Origin of the sequence: Thermoanaerobacter ethanolicus JW 200, assembly GCF_003722315.1 — a bacterium.
GTDB classification, from domain to species: Bacteria; Bacillota; Thermoanaerobacteria; order Thermoanaerobacterales; family Thermoanaerobacteraceae; genus Thermoanaerobacter; species Thermoanaerobacter ethanolicus.
The window spans coordinates 591873-612895 of record NZ_CP033580.1; the positions used below are offsets into that span (position 1 = coordinate 591873).

At 33.2% G+C, this 21023-nt stretch carries 23 protein-coding genes; all 23 read left to right on the top strand.

All coding sequences use genetic code 11. The annotated features are described in order from the left end of the window. Positions 1–297: 297 nt before the first annotated feature. Positions 298–1350, top strand: a complete 1053-nt coding sequence (gene spoIID / locus EB239_RS02940; protein ID WP_003868974.1) for a stage II sporulation protein D — start codon at positions 298–300, stop codon at positions 1348–1350. Positions 1351–1417: 67 nt separating this feature from the next. Then, a complete protein-coding gene (locus EB239_RS02945; protein WP_003868975.1) occupies positions 1418–2254 on the top strand; it encodes a M23 family metallopeptidase in 837 nt (278 codons plus the stop codon). Positions 2255–2384: 130 nt separating this feature from the next. Next, positions 2385–2645: a sporulation transcriptional regulator SpoIIID gene (spoIIID, locus tag EB239_RS02950; RefSeq protein WP_003868976.1), complete on the top strand. Its 261-nt coding sequence runs from the start codon at positions 2385–2387 to the stop codon at positions 2643–2645. 131 nt (positions 2646–2776) lie between these two features. Then, a complete protein-coding gene (gene mreB / locus EB239_RS02955; RefSeq protein WP_003868977.1) occupies positions 2777–3808 on the top strand; it encodes a rod shape-determining protein in 1032 nt (343 codons plus the stop codon). A gap of 12 nt (positions 3809–3820) precedes the next feature. Beyond that, entirely contained in the window at positions 3821–4576 is a 756-nt protein-coding gene (flgF, locus tag EB239_RS02960) for a flagellar basal-body rod protein FlgF (protein WP_003868978.1), read from the top strand. Positions 4577–4590: 14 nt separating this feature from the next. After that, the gene (flgG, locus tag EB239_RS02965; protein ID WP_003868979.1) at positions 4591–5391 is read left to right on the top strand and encodes a flagellar basal-body rod protein FlgG; all 801 of its coding nucleotides are present in this window, start codon (positions 4591–4593) and stop codon (positions 5389–5391) included. A gap of 23 nt (positions 5392–5414) precedes the next feature. Beyond that, positions 5415–5750, top strand: a complete 336-nt coding sequence (locus EB239_RS02970) for a rod-binding protein (RefSeq protein WP_003868980.1) — start codon at positions 5415–5417, stop codon at positions 5748–5750. Between the two features lie 105 nt (positions 5751–5855). Beyond that, positions 5856–6284 carry a 3-hydroxyacyl-ACP dehydratase FabZ gene (gene fabZ / locus EB239_RS02975; protein ID WP_003868981.1) on the top strand — a complete coding sequence of 143 codons (429 nt, stop codon included), beginning with the start codon at positions 5856–5858 and terminating at the stop codon, positions 6282–6284. Positions 6285–6296: 12 nt separating this feature from the next. Continuing rightward, on the top strand, positions 6297–7862 hold the full coding sequence (gene murJ, locus EB239_RS02980; RefSeq protein ID WP_003868982.1) for a murein biosynthesis integral membrane protein MurJ: 1566 nt from the start codon (positions 6297–6299) through the stop codon (positions 7860–7862). A gap of 89 nt (positions 7863–7951) precedes the next feature. Further along, positions 7952–8596 carry an IS607 family transposase gene (locus tag EB239_RS02985; protein ID WP_003868983.1) on the top strand — a complete coding sequence of 215 codons (645 nt, stop codon included), beginning with the start codon at positions 7952–7954 and terminating at the stop codon, positions 8594–8596. After that, a complete protein-coding gene (locus tag EB239_RS02990; protein ID WP_003868984.1) occupies positions 8577–9767 on the top strand; it encodes an RNA-guided endonuclease InsQ/TnpB family protein in 1191 nt (396 codons plus the stop codon). Before EB239_RS02985 ends, EB239_RS02990 begins: the two co-directional genes overlap by 20 nt. A gap of 160 nt (positions 9768–9927) precedes the next feature. Further along, positions 9928–11046, top strand: coding sequence for a DUF362 domain-containing protein (locus EB239_RS02995; RefSeq protein ID WP_003868985.1), 1119 nt, complete (start codon positions 9928–9930; stop codon positions 11044–11046). Positions 11047–11150: 104 nt separating this feature from the next. Further along, the gene (locus EB239_RS14585; protein WP_003868986.1) at positions 11151–11312 is read left to right on the top strand and encodes a hypothetical protein; all 162 of its coding nucleotides are present in this window, start codon (positions 11151–11153) and stop codon (positions 11310–11312) included. Between the two features lie 25 nt (positions 11313–11337). After that, entirely contained in the window at positions 11338–12150 is an 813-nt protein-coding gene (pgeF, locus tag EB239_RS03000) for a peptidoglycan editing factor PgeF (protein ID WP_003868987.1), read from the top strand. A 150-nt stretch (positions 12151–12300) separates the two neighbouring features. Next, entirely contained in the window at positions 12301–12534 is a 234-nt protein-coding gene (locus EB239_RS03005; protein ID WP_003867285.1) for a type II toxin-antitoxin system Phd/YefM family antitoxin, read from the top strand. A 53-nt stretch (positions 12535–12587) separates the two neighbouring features. Continuing rightward, positions 12588–13004 (top strand): type II toxin-antitoxin system VapC family toxin, encoded by a 417-nt coding sequence (locus tag EB239_RS03010; RefSeq protein WP_003868988.1) that lies wholly within the window; start codon positions 12588–12590, stop codon positions 13002–13004. A 177-nt stretch (positions 13005–13181) separates the two neighbouring features. Next, positions 13182–16115, top strand: coding sequence for a sigma 54-interacting transcriptional regulator (locus tag EB239_RS03015; RefSeq protein ID WP_003868989.1), 2934 nt, complete (start codon positions 13182–13184; stop codon positions 16113–16115). A 54-nt stretch (positions 16116–16169) separates the two neighbouring features. Then, complete coding sequence (locus tag EB239_RS03020; protein WP_003868990.1) at positions 16170–16643, top strand: PTS sugar transporter subunit IIA; 474 nt, start codon at positions 16170–16172, stop codon at positions 16641–16643. Positions 16644–17108: 465 nt separating this feature from the next. Further along, the gene (locus EB239_RS03025) at positions 17109–17435 is read left to right on the top strand and encodes a PTS sugar transporter subunit IIB (RefSeq protein WP_003868991.1); all 327 of its coding nucleotides are present in this window, start codon (positions 17109–17111) and stop codon (positions 17433–17435) included. Between the two features lie 2 nt (positions 17436–17437). Continuing rightward, positions 17438–18817 (top strand): PTS transporter subunit IIC, encoded by a 1380-nt coding sequence (locus tag EB239_RS03030; protein ID WP_003868992.1) that lies wholly within the window; start codon positions 17438–17440, stop codon positions 18815–18817. Between the two features lie 142 nt (positions 18818–18959). Beyond that, positions 18960–19919 carry a phosphoglycerate dehydrogenase gene (locus tag EB239_RS03035; RefSeq protein WP_003868993.1) on the top strand — a complete coding sequence of 320 codons (960 nt, stop codon included), beginning with the start codon at positions 18960–18962 and terminating at the stop codon, positions 19917–19919. Between the two features lie 33 nt (positions 19920–19952). Then, positions 19953–20243: a UxaA family hydrolase gene (locus EB239_RS03040; protein ID WP_003868994.1), complete on the top strand. Its 291-nt coding sequence runs from the start codon at positions 19953–19955 to the stop codon at positions 20241–20243. Continuing rightward, entirely contained in the window at positions 20240–20965 is a 726-nt protein-coding gene (locus EB239_RS03045; RefSeq protein ID WP_003868995.1) for a UxaA family hydrolase, read from the top strand. Before EB239_RS03040 ends, EB239_RS03045 begins: the two co-directional genes overlap by 4 nt. Positions 20966–21023 lie beyond the last annotated feature (58 nt).

Consider the following 21023-nt stretch of genomic DNA (forward strand, 5'->3'; position numbering starts at 1 on the left):
CCACGGATGGCGGAAGCTGCCACCTGAGACAGGGATGTCGAATGTGGTCGGAACCCCGCCGGAACCTGAAGGCCGAGCTTTAGTTTTGTCGCTTTGGAGCATCGGAGCGACGATGCAAAATATCTCCTTTGAATATTTTTTAACTTTGTCAACAAACTGTACAAGGGAGAAATCCCTTGTTTTTTTGTAGACAGAGATTTTTTAGTTTGTAGGGGTGATAAGAGGCTTAATTAGATAGAATAAATATATACATAAGGACATATATTTTATTTAGTAGTTCACAATCGGAGGGGAAAAATGAAATATGCCATTTATGGAATTTCTTTAATATTTTTTAGTTTAATAATTTTACCTTCTGTAATAGTTTTTGGTTTTAATCCTCACAAAACTTCCTCAACGCCTACGAGTGAGGTCAAGCTTATTGATGGAGGGAAGCTAGTAAAATTAGACAATTTAGATAATACAGATTTGTACCATACAGTGAATGTTTTTATAACAAATCAAAACAAAATCCAGAAAATGGATTTAGAAGGGTATGTAAAAGGAGTAGTTGCTGCAGAAATGCCTGCAGAATTTGAAATGGAAGCTTTAAAGGCACAAGCTGTTGCAGCGAGGACTTATGTGCTCTCAAAAGAAATAGCTTTGGGAGGAAAAGGCTGTGATTTACATCCGGGGGCTGATGTGTGCACTGATTCGGAACATTGCCAAGCATGGCAATCTGAGGGGGAGCTGAAGGAAAAATGGGGAGAAAATTTTGATAAATACTATGCAAAAATATCTCAAGCAGTAGAAGATACAAAAGGGCTTGTATTAGTTTACGATGATGCTTTAATTGTGCCAGCTTATCATGCTATAAGTGGAGGAAAAACAGAGAATTCTGAGGACGTATGGCAGAGCAAAATTCCCTATTTAAGAAGTGTGGTTTCTCCTGGAGAAGAGGCAGCATCAAAATATAAAACTACTGTTATAGTGTCAAAAGAAGAATTTATAAATAAATTAAAGCAAAAAGAGCCTTCTTTGAAATTGGATAATAGCAATATTTTAAATCAAATAAAAGATGTAGAAAGAACACAAGTTGGGCACGTTAAAACTTTAAAAATAGGGAATATAACTTTTAATGGTAAAGATATAAAAGAAATTTTTAATTTAAATTCTACAAATTTTAGCTTTGAGGCACAAGGAAATAACATTGTAATAACCGTCATAGGTTATGGTCACGGAGTGGGAATGAGTCAATATGGAGCAAATGCAATGGCGAAACAAGGGAAAAAGTTTGACGAAATATTGAAATATTATTATACAGGGATAGAAATAGTAAAAATTGAAGATTTATTGAAAATACAGCACTGATAAAGTGCTGTATTTTTTGTATAAATAATTAAGTTAATGGTTAAAATACCATTTGGAGGTGAAAAATGTGAGAATAAACAGGGAAAATTTGATAAGATTTTTCGATAGAAAGGGTTTTTACATAGTATTATTTTTATCCGTAGTAGTGATAGCCGCTACATCAGTTTATGTTACTAATAATAATTTAAAAAAATTAGAAGAACTCAGAAAAGCACAGCAAGAAGAAATTAATTCAGCTATTGAAAGTGATTGGGGTTATGAAGAAGAACTAGTGCAAGCTCAGGAAGAAAAAGAACAGCAAAATAATTCTACAGCTGTTATCAGCCAACAACAAGAAAATAACGTATCTGACAAAAAAGAAAATCCTCAACCGGTAACAAAAAATAGTGACGAGGTTAAAAGTTCAGGGAAAAATGATAGTTTAACAAACAGCAAAGTAGCAACTGTTATGGCAAGTACTACATCCACAATAAAAAAAGATAGTAATTTATCTTCTACGATGTTAGTTTTATTGAAGCCTGTAAATGGAGACATAATATTAGAATTTGCTAAAGATAAGCTTGTATTTTCAAAAACCCTTCAAGAATGGACAACTCATAAAGGTGTAGATATTGGATCAAACTTAGGAGAACCTGTATTGTCAGCTATGGATGGAATTGTGACAAAGGTATATAAAGATCCAAAATTAGGGAATACTGTTGTTATAAAAAATGGAAAATGGGAAACACGGTATGCAAATTTAGACGATGAGATTTTAGCAAAGGAACAAGAAAAAATAGTAAGAGGACAGCAAATAGGGAAAATAGGAGAATCAGCAAAGTTTGAAGTTGGGGAAGGACCCCACTTACATTTTGAACTTTTAGAAAATGGAATACCTGTTGATCCAATAGCATATTTTAAATAAGAACACCTGCTTAAAAAGACTTGGATACTTCCCGTATTCAAGTCTTTTTTGTTTTTATAAATATTCTAATGGCTTTGTTTTGGCATATACATATTAATGAGATTTGAAAAATTTAAAGGGGGTTTTGGGTTTGAAAGATTACATAGAAGAGAGAACACTAGAAATATCAAAATATATAGTAGAACACAAAGCAACTGTAAGAGAAGCTGCGAAGGTTTTTGGAGTTAGCAAAAGCACAGTTCACAAAGATGTGACAGAAAGGCTTCCAGATATAAACTTTGAATTATATAAAGAAGTGAGAGAGATTCTAAGCAAAAATAAAGCGGAAAGGCATATAAGAGGAGGAAAAGCAACTAAAATAAAATATCAAAAAACGAACAATAAATTTTAAGAAAATAAAAGAGGATTTTGTAAATTTGTAGCGAATTAATAAATTGATAATAAATTAAACATTTCGGCATCAATGTCGATAATTTAAGTGGATGCCATTTTTGTCGAAATACATAAGAAAGGTGTGTTTGGATGTTTGCGATCTCTAAGGATATCGGAATTGACCTTGGCACGGCATCTGTCCTGGTCTACATCAAAGGGGAAGGAATTGTTTTAAAAGAACCATCAGTTGTAGCAATTGATAGAAATACTAATAAAATTCTTGCAGTTGGCGAAGAAGCACAAAGAATGGTAGGCAGGACGCCAGGGAATATATTAGCCATGAAGCCTATGAGGGCGGGAGTAATTTCTGACTACGACGTTACAGAGAAAATGCTTAGGTATTTTATAAACAAAGCCTGTGGGGGAAGGTTTTTATTAAGACCCAAAATAATGATTTGTATTCCAAGTGGCGTAACACAGGTAGAAAAAAGAGCTGTCATTGATGCAGCATTACAAGCAGGAGCGCGAAAAGCTTATCTCATCGAAGAACCTATTGCGGCAGCCATAGGAGCAGGATTAGATATATCACAGCCTAGTGGAAATATGATTGTAGATATTGGGGGAGGCACCACTGACATAGCCGTAATTTCTTTGGGGAGTTCAGTGGTGTCTAAAAATATTAAAGTAGCGGGGGACAATTTTGATGAGGCAATTATAAGGCATATGAGAAAAAAACATCATATAATAATAGGAGAAAGAATGGCAGAAGAAATAAAAATAAATATAGGTACTGCCTACTTTGACGGTAAAGAAGAGAAAATGCTAGTAAAAGGGAGAAGTTTAATGTCAGGTTTGCCTCAGAATGTAGAAGTGACTTCCAGTGAAATATGTGAAGCATTAAAAGAGCCTCTTGAAGAAATTGTTGAAGCTGTCCACAGTGTATTAGAAAGAACACCTCCTGAATTAGCGGCGGACATAAGTGACAAAGGGATAGTACTCACGGGGGGTGGAGCATTGCTAAAAGGAATGGACAGGCTTTTAAGGGAAAGGATGAATACACCTGTATATCTTGCAAATGACCCTATAAGTTGTGTGGCTTTAGGTGCAGGGAAAGCATTGGATTCTCTTGAATTATTAGAAAAATCAGAAACTGTAATAGACGTATACAAAATCAATAAGTAAGAAGGTGATTTTATGTTAAGAGGGCTTTACACTGCCTCTTCGGGGATGATTACCCAAACTAAGATAATGGATGTTTTGGTGAATAATCTTGCAAATGTTAATACAGTAGGATATAAAAGAGATGTGGTAGTTACTTCCTCTTTCCCAAATTTTGAAGTAACAAGACATGGTGGCGATAACACACCGCCTAACGGGAAAATTGGAAGAATGGATTACGGCGTGTTAGTTGACACTTTTCATACAAATTTTGAAGAAGGTGCTTTTTCTCAAACAAATGGTAAGTTAGACTTTGCGATAGATGGCAATGGGTTTTTTGTGGTAAATACCCCTAATGGTCAAAGGTATACAAGGGATGGCTCTTTTACTTTATCCAAAGATGGGTATTTAGTCACACAAGAGGGATATATTGTAGAAGGGGAAAATGGGCCTATACAGTTGTCACAAGGAGACATTTCTGTTGATGAGATGGGCAATATTATAAACAATGGTCAATTGGTGGACAGGCTTAGAATTGTGGATTTTGATAATTATGATGGTTTAAGAAAAGAGGGCAATAATTTATTTTTTATAGATAACAGTGCCAATGTACAAGTTATTCCTGCAACAGGGAAAATAAAGCAAGGTTTTTTAGAACAGTCAAATGTGAATTCCGTTAAAGAAATGGTAAATATGATAAGCGTGATGAGAAATTATGAATCAAATCAGAAGGTTGTAATTGCTTTTGATGAGACTCTTGGAAAAGCTGTCAACGAAGTTGGAAAAGTATAAGGAGGATGAAAATTATGATGAGGGCATTGTGGTCTGCAGCAACTGGCATGACTGCTCAGCAACTTAACGTAGATGTTATCGCGAATAATCTTGCGAATGTAAATACTACTGCTTTTAAAAGAGATAGGGCCGAATTTAAAGATTTAATATATCAAACTTTACAAAGAGAAAACGTATATGGTGGACAAGGTAAACCTGTCAATATGCAAGTAGGGGTAGGCGTGAGACCTTCAGCAATTGTAAAAGATTTTACGGAAGGAAGCCTCCAGCAGACAGAGAATCCTTTGGATTTGGCATTGGATGGAGAAGGCTTTTTTGCTGTGTTAGGACCGGATGACAAAGTTTATTACACGAGGGATGGAAGTTTTAAATTAAGTGCTGACGGTAACACTTTAATGCTTGTAACTGCTGACGGCTATCCTGTATTAGATGACAGCGGTAATCCCATAGTTTTTGACAGCACTGAAAAAGATATATCAGTATCGCCAATGGGTGTAATAAGCGTAAAAAATCCTGATGGAACTACTCAAGAAGTAGCTACTTTAGGAATCTATAATTTTGTCAATCCTCAGGGACTTTTAAGTGTGGGTAGTAATCTCTATGAGCCAACAGAAGCCTCAGGGCAGCCTGGTACAAGAGATGACTTTCAAGGAAGAATGGGCAAAGTCATGCAAGGATTTTTAGAAACCTCAAATGTCCAAGTTGTAAAGGAAATGGTGGACATGATTGCCGCACAAAGAGCTTATGAAATAAATTCAAAAGCTATACAAGCAGCTGATGAAATGCTGGGAATTGCAAATAATCTGAGAAGATAATTTATTGAAAGGGATGACCTTGCATGGAAATAAATCCTATAAATAACAGTGACATAAATAAATTTCAAATTGATTTGCAAAAAGATGGAAGTGATTTTGAACGAATAATACAACAGGCGATAAAAGACAAAGACAGTAAAAAGCTTAAAGAAGCATGTCAGCAATTAGAGGCAACTTTTATAGGGCTTATGTTAAATGAGATGATAAAGACAATTCCAGAAGACACATTGACGGGAGATAGCCTAGCAAATGATGTTTTTACTTCTATGCTGTACGATAAATATGCTGAAATATTGGCGCAAAATGGTTCTTTTGGACTGGCTGACCAAATATATAATCAACTTTCTAAGAAAGTGTGAAAGGGCGCTTGCCCTTTTTATTTTTCATTTTTTTGTGATATAATCAATGATAAGCCACTGTTTTGTCATATCTTCTAATTCCGCTAAAAAGAGGTGAAACATAGGGTGGAAAATAAAGACATAAGAAAAATTCTTCCTCATAGATATCCTTTTTTATTAGTGGATAGAATAATAGAAATTGAAGAAGGTAAAAAAGCTGTTGGAATAAAAAATGTGACCGCTAATGAACCTTTTTTTCAAGGGCATTTTCCAGACAATCCTATAATGCCAGGAGTTCTTATTGTTGAGGCATTGGCACAAGTAGCCGGGATTGCTGTTATGAATATAGAAGAGTTTAAAGGTAAATTAGGGCTTTTTACAGGTATTGATAAATGTCGCTTCAAAAAAGTGGTAAGGCCTGGTGACCAACTTGTTTTAGAAGTTTTAATAGATTCTATAAAGATGGGGCTTGTAAAAGCTAAAGGTGCTGCAAAAGTTGGAGATGAAGTTGTAGCTACTGCAGAGCTTATGTTTATAATGACTGAAGAAAATTAAGGAGTTGTATGTATGTCGACGGCTAAAAAAACTGTAAAAGCGGCTAGCGTCATAATGATAATAACTCTACTGAGTAAAGTATTTGGATTTTTGAGAGATATGGCTTTAGCTTCCCAATTTGGTACATCTGTTTCCATGGATGCATATAATATGGCGACTGTCATACCTATGATACTTTTTGCAGCAGTAACTGCTTCAATAGCTACTACTGTTGTGCCAATATTTACCGAATATTTACAAAAAGAGGGGAAACAAAAGGCTTTTGATTTTATAAATAACCTTTTAGGTGTGGTATTAATTGCGACAGTAGTTTTAACTTTCTTGGGTTTTATATTTGCACCTTATCTTGTAAAATTTGTAGCGCCAGCTTTTACAGGGGAAAAATTTGAGTTGACAGTAAAACTTACGACTATATTATTACCTACAATGGTGTTAATAGCTGCATCTAATATTTTCACTGGTGCTCTTCAGGCGATGGAACATTTTACTGTTCCTGCTATGATAGGTATACCTTACAATATTATCGTAATAACAGTAGCAATTTTATATGGGAGCAAATTTGGGATTACGATAGTAGCTTATTCTATAATTATTGCTACTTTCATACAAGCATTAATGCAATTGCCTGTTTTATACAAATTAGGTTACAAATTCAAGTTGAGAGTGAATTTTAAAGATGAAGGAGTAAAAAGAGTCATTTTATTGGCAATGCCTGTACTTATGGGGACAGGGATACAGACTATAAATGTTTATGTGGATAGAGTGATAGCTTCTTTTTTGCCTGATGGGAGTATTGCAGCATTGAATTATGCCAATAGGCTTAACATGTTTGCATTGGGGATTTTTTCAACAGCAATTGCAACTGTTATATACCCTGTTTTATCGAAACATTCAGTAGCTGACGACAAAGAAGGCTTTCTAAAGAGTTTAAATTTTGCGGTAAGTGGTATTTTATACGTATTAATACCTGTATCAGTTGGTGCAATGGTACTCCGAGTGCCTATAATAAAAGTATTATTCGAAAGAGGAGCTTTTGATGAGAGGTCGACATATCTTACCTCAATTGCCCTTTTTTATTTTGCCATAGGAATGACTGCGTATGGCCTTAGAGATGTTTTAAGTAGAAGTTTTTACTCTATGAAAGATACAAAAACTCCTATGATAAATGGTGCTATGGCTGTATTACTAAATATTGCACTTAATTTAATTTTGGTTAGATATTTAAAATTAGGTGGACTTGCACTTTCTACTTCTATTGCAGCCATATTTACTACTTTTCTTTTATTTACTTCTTTAAAAAGAAAACTTGGGAAAATAGGCGGGAAATACATGTTTATGAGTTTTATAAAGGCAATGTTTGCAGCAATTGTAATGGGGGTGATAGTGCATTTTATGTATAATAATTTAATTGTTAAGATGCCGTCAGATAAAAGAATTTATGAGGTTATAGTCCTGTTTATAACTATATTAGTGGGGGCTATAATTTACTCTACTATTGTATTGGTTACTGATAAGTCTGCTTTTTCTTATCTCAAAAAAGGCATAAAATTTCTAAATTCTAAACTTGTACGAAATTAATTTTGTAAATGAGGTGGTTAAAACAGTTGACAAAAACATGTAAAAATATATAAAAACTTATTGGATACGTTGTATATTTGAGATATAATATGATTAAGGTGATTGTAATATATTCAATAGGTGAATTTTCTAAAAAATTAGGAGTATCAATACAAACTTTGAGAAATTGGGATAAGGAAGGTAAATTAAAACCTATTAAATTAAAAAGCGGACATAGAAGATATACAGATGAGCATTTTGTAATAGCAAGTAATTTATTGCACAAACCTTTACCACGAAGAACTATTATATATGCAAGAGTATCATCTAATAAACAGAAAAAAGAACTTGAACATCAAATAGAAAGTTTAAAACAATTTTGTATAGCAAGAGGTATTGTCGTAGATGAAATATTATCAGATATAGGAAGTGCTTTAAATTATAATAGGCCCAAATTTCAAAAATTGTTCGACTTAATATTATCCAATCAAGTTGAAAGAGTGATAATAGCATATAAAGATAGGTTTGTTAGATTTGGATATGACTTTTTTGAAAGCATATGCAAAAGATATAATGTAGAAATAATAGTAATGAACAATGCAGAAGACAAAACTTATGAACAAGAAATGGTTGAAGATTTAATGACAATTATTCATGTATTTTCAGCTAGATTATATGGTAGTAGAAGTTATAAACAAAAAAAGTTAAAAAAAGTGGCAAAGGAAGTGCTTGAGCGTGAGATTCAAGAAGAATGAAGAAAAAATTATACTATGCAAAAAGATAGCTATACACCCAACAAAAGAACAAATAGAGTGTATAGAAAGGGATAGTAACTTATGTAAAATACTTTACAACACCTATCTACGCCAGAGGATTGAATATTATAACTGTTATGGTAAAACTATAACAATGTCAGAGCAAAGAAGTCAGATTAAATTATTAAGAGAGCAAAATACAGAGTATGCTAAAATATATGCAAAACATTTACACGCAGTTTGCATAGATTTAGATACAGATTATAAGAATTGTTTAAAGAAAAGAGCAAATGGTAAAAAATCCAAACTTCCAAGATATAAAAATAAAGATTACTTTTACCCATTAAAAACACCGAAAGAATATGTAAAAATAAATGACAATAAAATTAAGTTGGGTTTTTATGAGTTTGATATAGATATTAATGAAATACCTAAAAATTATGGTGAAGTATGGATAATAAAGTCAAGAAATAAGTATATGCTTTCAATAACCTATGAAGTAGAGAAAATAGAAAACAATTCAAACAATATTTTAGCAGTTGATTTAGGTATTTCTAAATTTATAACAGGAATAAGCCAAGATGGTAAAGTTATTGAGATTATAAATCCAAGATACGATAAATACTGGAACAAGAAGATAGATAAAGTAAGGTCAATGAGAGATAAAAAGAAAAAAGGAAGTAGAAGATATAAAAAACTTACAAAAACATTAAACAGGTTGTATGAAAAGAGAAGAAAACAGCAGGAACATTTCATTCATGCAATAACAAAGTATTTAGTATTAAACAATAAAGAAATAATATTAGGCAATCTGTCTCAAGGACAGATGGTAAAAAAATCTGAAATGAAAGCTCTAAACAGAAGTGTAAAGGAAAATTGGGGAGTGGGTAAATTTAAGACAGTATTAACATACAAGGCAAAATTGCATGGTGTTAATATTGTCTATATCGATGAAGCCTATACTTCTAAAACATGCTCAAATTGTGGTAGGAAACAAGATATGAATTTATCCAAAAGAGTATATAAGTGCCAATGTGGTATGGAATTAGATAGAGATATAAACTCAAGCATAAATATATTCAACAGATATAAAGGGCATAAAGAGCTAAACTACAAAGAAATAAGTCAAGTAACTACTTTACATTTCCGATATGGGAAATTAGTTGCTTGACTTAAAGAAAGGAGTGAACAAAAGTACCGTTGGCTCACGGTATGGCATTGTAGAGAGATGCCATTATGTACACTAAGCCATAAAGGCTTGAGTGTATGAGTAAAACCTATAAATATTGTAGATAATTTTAGATCTTTATAGGTTTTACAGAGCTGGTATTATGAAATCAAAAGTATATTTTTACAATCTTAGGGCAAACAAAGCTAGCAGTAGTTTGTCCTCCAAAGTAGCGAGAATTTTTGATGTAGCGGGTTTTAAAAACATTATTGATAAAAATGATTTGGTAGCTATTAAAATTCACTTTGGAGAAAAGGGAAACAACGCCTACATAAACCCTATATATGTAAGAAAAGTGGTTGACAAAATTAAAAGTTATGGGGGAAAGCCTTTTTTAACAGATACAAATACTCTTTACAAAGGCAGTCGTTCAAATGCAGTTGACCATTTGGTGACAGCGATTGAAAATGGTTTCGCATATGCTGTTGTGAACGCACCAATAATAATTGCTGACGGTATTTTAAGCAAAGATTCTGTAGAAGTGAAAATTGATAAAAAGCATTTTGACACTGTAAAGATTGCTTCAAATATTTTCTTTGCAAACTCAATGATTGTGATGTCACACTTTAAAGGTCATGAATTGGCTGGCTTTGGAGGAGCTATCAAAAACTTAGCTATGGGGTGTGCACCTGCAGCAGGAAAACAACAGCAGCATTCAACAGTGCAGCCTGTCGTAGGAAAGGGATGTACCGCATGTCAAATGTGCATCAGGAATTGCCCCGTAAATGCGATATCTTTGGTCAATGGTTCAGCTTATATTGACCCTTCTATATGTATAGGGTGTGGAGAATGCGTGTCTATTTGTCAATATGGTGTCATAAAGCCTCAATGGGGAACTGATATGGATGCTTTTGTAGAGAGAATGACGGAATACGCATATGGCGCTTATTCTACAAAAAAAGGCAAAATTGCGTTTATAAATTTTGTCATGAATGTTACACCACTTTGCGATTGTACGCCTTGGAGCGATGCGCCGATTGTCCCTGACATAGGAATATTGGCTTCCTTTGACCCTGTTGCCATAGATCAGGCAAGCTATGACCTTGTGAATCAGCAATTTGGCCACAAAGGCACAGCTTTAGAAGAAGCGGGATATGGCATGAATCCTGGAGAAGACAAATTTAAAGCTTTGCACCCTGAAACAAAAGGAGAACTACAATTAAAATACGGCGAAGAAATTGGCTTGGGTACAAGAGATTATGAACTTATTGAACTAAAATAGCAGGTTAATCCTGCTATTTTTTTTAAAATTTTTAATGATTTTTGACAACGTTTATAGTATTATATTATTAGAGAAATCAACGGGAGATAAAGGAGAGAAATTTAATGGAAAAGTATTTTGTTATAATTTCCATAATTTCGGTGGTAACACTAATATTGCTTTTATTAGTTCTGATAGCTTTTGTTAAATGGACGGATAGAATTTTTGGAATTGAAAATGAGAAAAAAGGGAAAAATGACAAAGATAAAAAAGAAAAAAATAATTAATATGGCATAAAAAGGAGCTGATACTTTGGAAATAGGTTTTAAAAGGAATGAGGTAAAAGGAGTAGTTTTTTACACAATACCTTCTTTTGAAAAGACAGGGCTAGTCAAACACCTTTTTACTACTAGAATTGGCGGTGTAAGCAAAGGCAAATACGCTTTCTTGAATTTAAGCTTAAAAAGATATGACACTAAAGAGGAAGTCTATGAAAATTTTAAAATAATATGTGATATTGGCGGTTTTTCATATGAAGATATGGTTTTTTCAGACCAAGTTCATGGTGATGTTATAAAAAAGGTGACTTACGAAGATAAAGGCAAAAACTTTGGTGGAAGTGATATCTCTGGTGTAGATGCCCTTATGACTAATGAAAGAGGCATTCCTCTTGTTACATTTTATGCCGACTGTGTGCCTTTGTTTTTCTTAGACCCTGTCAAAAAAGTTATTGCCCTTGCACACGCAGGATGGAGAGGCACAGTAGCTTACATTGGGCCTAAAATAGTTAATGCCATGAAAGAAGAATACGGCTCAAATCCCAAAGATATACTTGTAGGGATAGGCCCTTCTATATACAAATGCTGCTATGAAGTAGGTGATGATGTTGCGAATAAAATTAAAGATGTTATTGATGAATGGGAAAAAGTTCTTGTGAAAAAGGCGGGGGGCAAATGGATGCTGGATTTACAGCTTACCAACTACATTGAACTTATAAATACTGGCATACCAGATGAAAACATTACAGTAAGCCAAATGTGCACCCATTGCAATAGTGAATTTTATTCCTATAGAAGAGACAAAGGCATGACAGGCAGTATGGCAGCTTTTATGGAACTTAAGTAGTTTTTCTTTTATGATATTTGTTCTAATATATAAGTTAAAGAAATGGTTATTTATGTTTTTTGCATATTGACTATTTCTATATTGGATAATATAATCAAATTGAATAATATGATAATATAGTAAATAAAAATAGTGAAAGAGGTGGTAAGAATGAGAGTAAATGCTACAGAATTCAAAACAAGAGTTGGTAAATATTTAGAATTAGTTGATAAAGAAGAAATTATTATAACGAAAAATGGACGTGAAGTTGCAAAACTTATTCCAGCAAAAAAAGAAGGTACTCCAAATGCAGATTTTTTGTATGGAATTTTATCTGACTATCCTAACAAAAATATATCTGCTGAGCAAATACGGGAAGAAAGAATAAGAAATAAATACAATTAAAGGGGAGGGAAGATTACCCGTTAAATAACAATATGGGTATAATAGGTTAAATGATGAAAGTGTTAATTGATACTAACGTTATTCTTGATGTTTTATTAAAAAGAACTCCCTTTGACGTAGATGCTTATAACATATTAAAATTAGCGGAAGAAAAAAAGATAAATGCTTATTTAGCTGCTTTTTCAATTACGGATATATATTATTTCATAAATAAAAACCTTTCTCACAATGAAAGCATAAAAGCATTAGAAGCTTTGTTAAGTATAGTAGAAGTAGTGAGTATAACAAAACATGATATAAAGAAAGCAATGAATTTTAAGGAGTTTAGAGATTTAGAAGATGCTTTACAAATGCAATGTTTGAAAAAGTTAAAGGGTGATTTGATTATTACAAGAGATGAGAAATTTAAAAAAATAACTAATAAAGCAATATCACCAAAAGATTTTTTATCCAATGAGAGCTTAAATTAAAAACTAATACAAATGCTACCATACTTTTTATGCCATAAGACCTATTCAGGGTCTTTTTTATTTTATCTAAAAACTTTTGTTCACAACTTATGCAATTTACTAAATATTCCGCTACAATTCCTGCCATATTTATGGTATATTTTTTGCATAATATACATTGAAGGGAGGCTTGTCACTATGATTGAAAGGATTTTTGAAATTATACAAAAAGAGGATAAAAAGAATCCTTTAACAGATGACCAAATAGCCGCAATTCTCAATATTAAAAGAGAAGATGTGACACAATTTAGACTGAAAAATAATATTCCTGACTCAAGAGAAAGAAGAAAACCTTACATTTTAGAAGATGCAAAAAAAATAATTTCAAAGGACCCAAATATTTCAGATAGAAATTTGACAAAACAATTAAATAATTTAGGATATAATATTTCTCGTTTTGTAGCTACACAAATAAAAAAGGAAATTTTAAAAGATAAAATTGCAGATAATTTAGTGCAACAAAGTACTATTAAAAACGATAATGTAAATTTTGAAACTCCTAAAACAGCTAAAAGCTTACTCTCATTTAAAGAGATTATTGGAAGCGAAGGAAGCCTTAAAGTGCAGATAAGCCTTGCAAAAGCTGCAGTACTTTATCCTCCCCATGGATTGCATACTTTAATAGTAGGACCATCAGGATCTGGAAAAAGCCAGTTGGCTGAAGCAATGTACAACTATGCAATAGAGTCTGGAAGATTTAATGAAAATGCGCCTTTTGTAGTTTTTAACTGTGCTGATTATGCGGATAATCCACAACTACTCATGGCGCAACTTTTTGGTTATGTAAAAGGCGCTTTCACAGGGGCTGATACTGCAAAAGCGGGATTGGTAGAAAAAGCTGATGGTGGAATTTTGTTTTTGGACGAAGTCCACAGGCTTCCAAGTGAAGGACAAGAGATACTCTTTTATTTGTTGGACAAAGGAAAATTCAGACGATTAGGGGAAACAGAAAGTACTAGAGAGGCACAAATTATGCTTATTGCTGCTACTACTGAAAATCCTGAATCTTCGCTATTACTTACTTTTAGGAGAAGAATTCCTATGGTGATAGAACTTCCTTCTCTTTCAGAAAGACCTCCCCAAGAAAGATATGAAATTATACATCATTTTTTCTCAAAAGAGTCTTTTAGAATTAATAAATCGATTATTGTAAAAAAAGAGGCAGTAAGAGCTCTTATGCTTTATGACTGTCCGGGGAATATAGGGCAGCTAAGGAGCGATATTCAAGTTGCCTGTGCGAGGAGCTTTTTAAATTCATTAGGGAGTAAAAGCTCTTCATTGACAATAGACCTTTCAGATTTACCTAACCACGTAAAAATGGGGATAATCAGAGTAAATAAAAGAGATCCCGAAATAGAAAGATATTCAAATGAAGACATTATGGTGTATCCTGACAAGGAAATTAAGTTATATCCAAAAGAAGATAGATATATGCTGCCTGATGAAATATATCAATTTATAGAAGAAAGGTTTATTGACTTAAAAAGACAAGGACTTACAAAAGAGGAGATAGATAAAATTCTCGGGAAAGAGATAGAGGCGGAGCTGAAGAAATTTGCTGTAAATGTAAAATCTAACATAACAATTTCAAAAAAAGAATTGACAAACATAGTAGGAGAAAAAATTGTAAATGCTGTTGAAAAAGCATACGAGATTGCTAAAAAAAGTTTTAAAAACTTAGAGGATAATCTCTTTTATTCCCTTGCTATACACTTAAGTGCTGCTTATGAAAGAATATTAAGCGGCAAACCAATAATTAATCCTCAACTTGAAAACATAGTGAAAGAATATCCTGTTGAGTATTCTATTGCTAAAATTATGGCAAAACAAATTAACAAAGAATTAGAAATACAGCTGCCTGATGAAGAAGTGGGCTTTATTGCTATGTATCTAAGGACATTCTCAGGGGACAAAGAAATAACTAAAGGCAGAGTGGGCGTAGTTGTGCTTACGCACGGCCATGTTGCAAGTGGCATGGCAGAGGTGGCAAATAAACTCTTAGGGGTAAATCATGCAGTCGGTATAGATATGGCTCTTGATGAAAGCCCAGAATCTGTTCTTGAGAGGACAATTGAAGTAGTGAAAAGAATAGACGAAGGCAAAGGCTGCATTATTTTGGTTGACATGGGTTCATTAATTACCTTTGGTGAAATTATAACCAAAAGGACAGGGATACCTACAAGAGTGGTAGGAAGAGTAGATACGGTTATGGTGTTGGAAGCTGTCAGAAGAGCTATTATACCGGATACTAATTTAGATGAAATAGCAGATGCGTTAGACGTAGATAAAACATATATAGGAAGAGTTGAAGGTATAAAGAGTAAAGATAAGCTTCCAAAAGCAATTGTAACTGTATGTATTACAGGAGAGGGAACAGCGTTAAAAATAAAGAAATATATTGAAGATGTCTTACCACAACTAAAAGATGATTACAAAATAATACCTGTTGGAATGCTCAGGCAGGAAGATATTGAAAAAGAAATTTCAAAAATAAGAGAAGAAAATGAAGTGGTAGCTTTTGTTGGTACAATAAATCCCGGCATAAAAAGTATACCTTTTATATCTGTTGAAGATATTTTACATGGCACAGGGATTGAAAAGCTTAAAAAAATCCTCAATTTAAAGGTTGAAAATCCATTGAAAGAAATCATTGATGAAAACCTTATCTTATGTGATGTGGATATTTCTATGAAAAGTGATGTCATAGATAAATTAGTAGAATTGCTTCAAGATAAAGGTTATGTAGATGATAAGTTTTTGCTAAGTGTATACAAAAGAGAATCAATGGGAGCCACCTGGATGAAAGGCGGTATAGCTATACCACATGGATACACGAAAAACGTTACGAAATCTGCCATAGCAATTGCAAAATTAAAAAAACCTATTTTTTGGGAAGGAGAGCTTAAAGCGGATTTAGTTTTTATGATAGCGTTAAAAGAAGATTCGAAGGATTATATGCTTGATTTATATAAAGTAATGACAGACGAAAAGATTGTAAATGCTTTGAAGGGAGCTAAAAGTCCGGTTCAAATAAAAGAAATAATATTAAAAAATACACTACCGGCCAATTAATTGGCACGATATTTGCACTATATAGAAGGGCAGTAGATGAGGAGGTAATTGTTGATGAGAATATCAGAGTATTTCAATAAAGAATTAATTGTTACAAATTTAGATGTTAAAAGTAAAGAAGAAATATTTAAAGTACTATTTAAAAAACTATATGATAACGGTTTTGTAAAAGAGAGTTTTTTAGATGCAATTATTAAACGTGAAAAAACTTTTCCAACAGGTTTGCAATTAAATACGTATAATGTTGCAATTCCTCATACAGATCCAGAACATGTAATAAAACCTGCAATAGCTATTGCAACATTGTCAAAACCTGTTATATTTAAAAACATGGCAAATCCGTTGGAAGAAGTAAATGTTAGCATTGTATTTATGATGGCACTAAATGAAGCACATAGCCAGGTGGAGATGCTTCAACAAATGGTTCAATTAATACAGAATGACACATTACTTGAGAAAATAATTGAAGCAAATGGAGGTGATAAAATCATTGATATAATAAAAAATGCTTCATTTACATTGAATTAAATTTTAGTAAATGAAGCAAAATAGTAAGCTTTATAAATTTAGGCTTAGAGGTGTAATGTCAACTAGTAATTATTGGAATCTTGAAAATTAAAGAGTTGATTACTACACTTAGCTAAAGAGGCGTCTTCAGCACTAAAGCTGCCAGATTGATAATTTATTTCACACAAGGCAAGCAAATTCTTGGCGAATGCGTTAAGATGTTTTGGGATTTCTTTATCCGACTTTTTAAACTGGAAACTAAAGAAATTATAATATTTTCAATAGCCGTGATCAAAGTCATACTAACAGTATCGTATCAAACCTGATACACGAAGCATTAGTAGCTTTAGGATAAAAAATTACCTCAAAGGGATAATGGAATCAGCACCTGAAGTATTATGAGAAAGTGAAGAAAAAAGCTAAGATTGTTGACTGTAGCTAGGGTGTTCCTGAAACATAACTTTAGAGATAGGAGGGAGATAAAATATGATGACAGGAAAGAATTACAAGAATGTGCGTGTACTTGTTGTGTGCGCAGATGGTGTTGCTACTTCTACAATTGCGCTGGTATCTTTAAGAGAAGCTTTGGAGGAAAAAGGTATTCACGCAGAATTTGTACAAGGAAGAGTAGTAGATGTTGATAATATGGTAAAAAATGGAGATTTTGACTTTGTGATTTCTACTGCTGGAACAGATTTAGATGTAAATATTCCTGTTATTAGTGGAGTTCCGTTCTTAACTGGCATAGGAAAAGACCAAGTTTTTACTCAAATTCAAGATATTATTAACAATAAAGAAAGAGGGGGTAAGTAAAAATGTTTACGATGATTGTGAAAACCTTTGGGGCTGCTGTTCTACTTCCTATTGTAATACTAATTTTTGAATTAATTCTTGGAGTAAAGTTTTCTAAAGCTCTCAGATCAGCACTTTACATAGGTGTAGGTCTTAATGGTTTAGTATCAGTCTTAAATCCGTATTTCATGGGATTAATTGGGAAAGCAGTTTCGGATATGATAACTACGGGAGGAGTGCATTTACCATATGTTGATACTGGTTGGGCTCTTTTAGCAGCAGTGGGTTATTCAACACAAATTGGGGCACTGATTATTCCTATTGGTATAATTGTTAACATTATAATGCTTTTATTACACTGGACAGATACTTTAGACTTGGACGTATGGAATTTCTGGCATTGGGCTTTTATAGGCAGCATGGTTTATTATGCGACTAATAATCTGGTATATGGGTTATTAACTGCGGTAGCAGTTGAAATGTTCCTTCTTATACTTGCCGATATAACTGCTCCTACCATGCAAACATTCTTTAATTTACCAGGGCTTGCTTTTCCGCATGCAAGTGGTCAAGGAGGAACATTAATAGCTGTTCCTTTGAAATGGTTCTTTGATAAAATTGGATTAACCAAGATACAAATTAGTTCACGAACTATAAGAGAAAAATTTGGTATTTTAGGAGATTCTGTTGTTGTGGGCTTTATAATAGCTACAATTATAGGGTTTATTGCATGGAGAAATAAATTAGGTGATATGCAAACTTGGTCTGGGATATTGGCATTAGGCATAGGAACAGGTGCTTTTATCTACTTATATCCCAAAGCAACCGGAGCTCTCTTGGAAGGATTTGTATCTCTTAATGAGAGAGTAAGAGAGGTACTTTCTAAGAGAGGCGTTAATAGAAAATTAAATTTTGGGATGGATTCAGCTCTTACTATTGGACATCCGGATGTTCTTACTACAGGGCTTCTGACTATGTTGACTACTGTACCTCTTATATTTTTGCTACCAGGTAATAAATTTATCATGTTAGCAGATTTAGGAGTAACACCCTTTTTCTTAGCTTCAGCTGTAACAGCAATAATGGGAGGAAATATTATTGCTTCTTATATCACTACAGTTATTGCTGTAATTATAACATTATACTTTGCCAGTGCAGCATCTCCACTTTTTGCCCATATAGTAACTTTGATAGGAACCCAGTTACCTGATACTGGTAAAGCCATTGTTGGCGCTGATATGAGACCTTTACATGGATTGTTTTGGTTACTGGGGCAATCACCTATAGGACTTGTTGTAGCATTTATAGGTATTTTTGCGATGCTATTTTTCTTTAAGAGAAGTCCTGAAGTATGGTATAAAGCATTTGGTTATAAAGGCAACGAAAGCAAAGCAAAAATTTAAACATATTATAATAAAATGCAATTAGTTGTACCAAACAAGAATAGTTGATAGTTTATTCTTGTTTGGTACTATAATTTGTTGATGTGAATCATAATAATGAATATAGGCAGATCTGTTTGTGAGACGAGGGAGGAATATTTAAATGAAAAAATGGAAAGTTGTTAGTACAGCAGTTACATTTGGAAAAATTAATAAAGAACCAGTAAAACGTCTCGAAGAATTTGGTTGTGAAGTTGTACTTAATCCTTTTGGAAGACCTTTTACAAATGAAGAAATAATAAGATATGCTTCTGATGCGGATGCACTGATAGTAGGAAATGATAAAGTTCCAGGGGATGTTATCAAAAAATGTAAGAAACTCAAGATTATTGCAAAACATGGAGTAGGAGTAGATAGCATCGACGTTAAAACTGCGAATCAATTAGGCATTGTTGTTACTAATGCCCCTGGCACTAACAGCGAAGAAGTTGCTGATTTAGCTTTTGGATTACTTCATATGCTTGCTCGTGGGCTTTATCAAGCAAATACTGATACAAAAAATGGCAAGTGGATTAAGCCAGTTGGTATAAGTTTAAGCAAAAAAACTATTGGAATTATCGGAGTTGGTACAATAGGTACTGCAGTGGCAAAACGAGCTACTGGATATGATATGAATATTTTAGGATATGATATCAAGAAAAATCCATTAGCCTTGGAGCTAGGAGTAAAGTATGTGGGGCTAGATGAACTTTTATCAGAAGCAGATTTTATAAGTTTGCATTTACCATTAACCAACGATACATTAAATATTCTTAATGCAGATAAATTTAAATTAATAAAAAAAGGTGCTATTATGATTAATACTGCTAGGAGTCAACTTATTGATAATGAAGCTCTTTACAACTCTTTGATAGATGGAACTTTAAAGGGGTATGCTACTGATGTATATGATTTTGAACCTCCAATGCATTTGCCTCTTTTTGATTTACCTAATGTTATATTAACACCTCATATTGGTGGAACAACTGTTGAATCAAATAAACGAATGGGTAATACTGCTGTTGATAATGTAATTGCAGTTTTAAAAGGCGAAACTCCTCCTAATATTGTTTTGGTTGATTAGAGCTAAGCTAAAGTAAATGAGGGGAGATATTAAATGCCTAGTATAAAAAAAGCAATTCTTTTAAATAAAGCGGATAGTGTTGCAACGGCATTGTCACAGATTCAAAAGGGTGATGTTGTAGATATTATCTATAATAATGAAACAGTTAATAGACTCATTGCATTAGATGATATAGAAATATACCACAAAATCGCAGTAGTACCTATTCAATCCGGAAATAACGTTTATAAATATGGGGAGGTTATAGGTAAAGCTATTAAATCTATAGAAATTGGCCAGTGTGTTCATATAGATAATATAGAGAGCGTGAGGGGTAAGAGATGAAAATTAAGGCATACAAAAGACCAGATGGTAAATATGGAATAAGAAATAAAGTTTTAATTTTACCTTCTGTAGGATGTGCAAATGAAACAGCGAGATTAATATCAGAACAAGTTCAAGGTACGACATATATAACTAATCCAAAGGGATGCGGGCAAATTGGAAGTAGCGTGGAACTTATGCACAGGACTTTAATAGGGTTGACTTTAAATCCTAACGTATATGGAACCATTATAGTTGGATTGGGATGTGAAACTATTCAAGCTTATGATTTATATGAAGAAGTTAAAAAAAGGAGTAATAAACCAGTAGAAGTCATAAGTATACAAAGAGAGGGAGGAACACTAAAAACCATACAGAAGGGAATTAAATTAGCACGAAAAATGGTAGAAGAGATGTCAAAAATAGAGCGTGAAGAAGTTGACATTTCTAATATAACATTAGCAACTAATTGTGGAGGTTCTGATGCTACTTCTGGAATAGCTGCTAATCCAACATTAGGATATTGCAGTGATATTTTAATAAAAGAAGGGGCTACAGTATTTTTGGGTGAGACTACAGAATTCATTGGAGCGGAACATATATTAGCCAGAAGAGCAAAAAATGAAAAAGTTAGGAATAACTTATTAACAATAGTTAAAAATTTAGAAAACGAGTTTATTAGATTAGGAATAGATGTTAGGGGCGCGAATCCTTCACCGGGAAATATTAAAGTATTTCGGTAATATGTCAAGAGGGTGATAAAAAAAATTCAAAAAAAAATTTAATAAAATAACCTAAAAA

Coding starts and splice junctions, on each gene's coding strand:
- EB239_RS03015 (WP_003868989.1), top strand. CDS start 13,182: ATGATTGAAAGGATTTTTGAAATTATACAAAAAGAGGATAAAAAGAAT.
- EB239_RS03045 (WP_003868995.1), top strand. CDS start 20,240: ATGAAAATTAAGGCATACAAAAGACCAGATGGTAAATATGGAATAAGA.
- mreB (WP_003868977.1), top strand. CDS start 2,777: ATGTTTGCGATCTCTAAGGATATCGGAATTGACCTTGGCACGGCATCT.
- EB239_RS03030 (WP_003868992.1), top strand. CDS start 17,438: ATGTTTACGATGATTGTGAAAACCTTTGGGGCTGCTGTTCTACTTCCT.
- murJ (WP_003868982.1), top strand. CDS start 6,297: ATGTCGACGGCTAAAAAAACTGTAAAAGCGGCTAGCGTCATAATGATA.
- EB239_RS03035 (WP_003868993.1), top strand. CDS start 18,960: ATGAAAAAATGGAAAGTTGTTAGTACAGCAGTTACATTTGGAAAAATT.
- EB239_RS03005 (WP_003867285.1), top strand. CDS start 12,301: ATGAGAGTAAATGCTACAGAATTCAAAACAAGAGTTGGTAAATATTTA.
- EB239_RS03040 (WP_003868994.1), top strand. CDS start 19,953: ATGCCTAGTATAAAAAAAGCAATTCTTTTAAATAAAGCGGATAGTGTT.
- EB239_RS14585 (WP_003868986.1), top strand. CDS start 11,151: ATGGAAAAGTATTTTGTTATAATTTCCATAATTTCGGTGGTAACACTA.
- flgG (WP_003868979.1), top strand. CDS start 4,591: ATGATGAGGGCATTGTGGTCTGCAGCAACTGGCATGACTGCTCAGCAA.
- EB239_RS02995 (WP_003868985.1), top strand. CDS start 9,928: ATGAAATCAAAAGTATATTTTTACAATCTTAGGGCAAACAAAGCTAGC.
- EB239_RS02985 (WP_003868983.1), top strand. CDS start 7,952: ATGATTAAGGTGATTGTAATATATTCAATAGGTGAATTTTCTAAAAAA.
- EB239_RS03025 (WP_003868991.1), top strand. CDS start 17,109: ATGATGACAGGAAAGAATTACAAGAATGTGCGTGTACTTGTTGTGTGC.
- spoIID (WP_003868974.1), top strand. CDS start 298: ATGAAATATGCCATTTATGGAATTTCTTTAATATTTTTTAGTTTAATA.
- flgF (WP_003868978.1), top strand. CDS start 3,821: ATGTTAAGAGGGCTTTACACTGCCTCTTCGGGGATGATTACCCAAACT.
- EB239_RS03010 (WP_003868988.1), top strand. CDS start 12,588: ATGAAAGTGTTAATTGATACTAACGTTATTCTTGATGTTTTATTAAAA.
- EB239_RS02970 (WP_003868980.1), top strand. CDS start 5,415: ATGGAAATAAATCCTATAAATAACAGTGACATAAATAAATTTCAAATT.
- EB239_RS03020 (WP_003868990.1), top strand. CDS start 16,170: ATGAGAATATCAGAGTATTTCAATAAAGAATTAATTGTTACAAATTTA.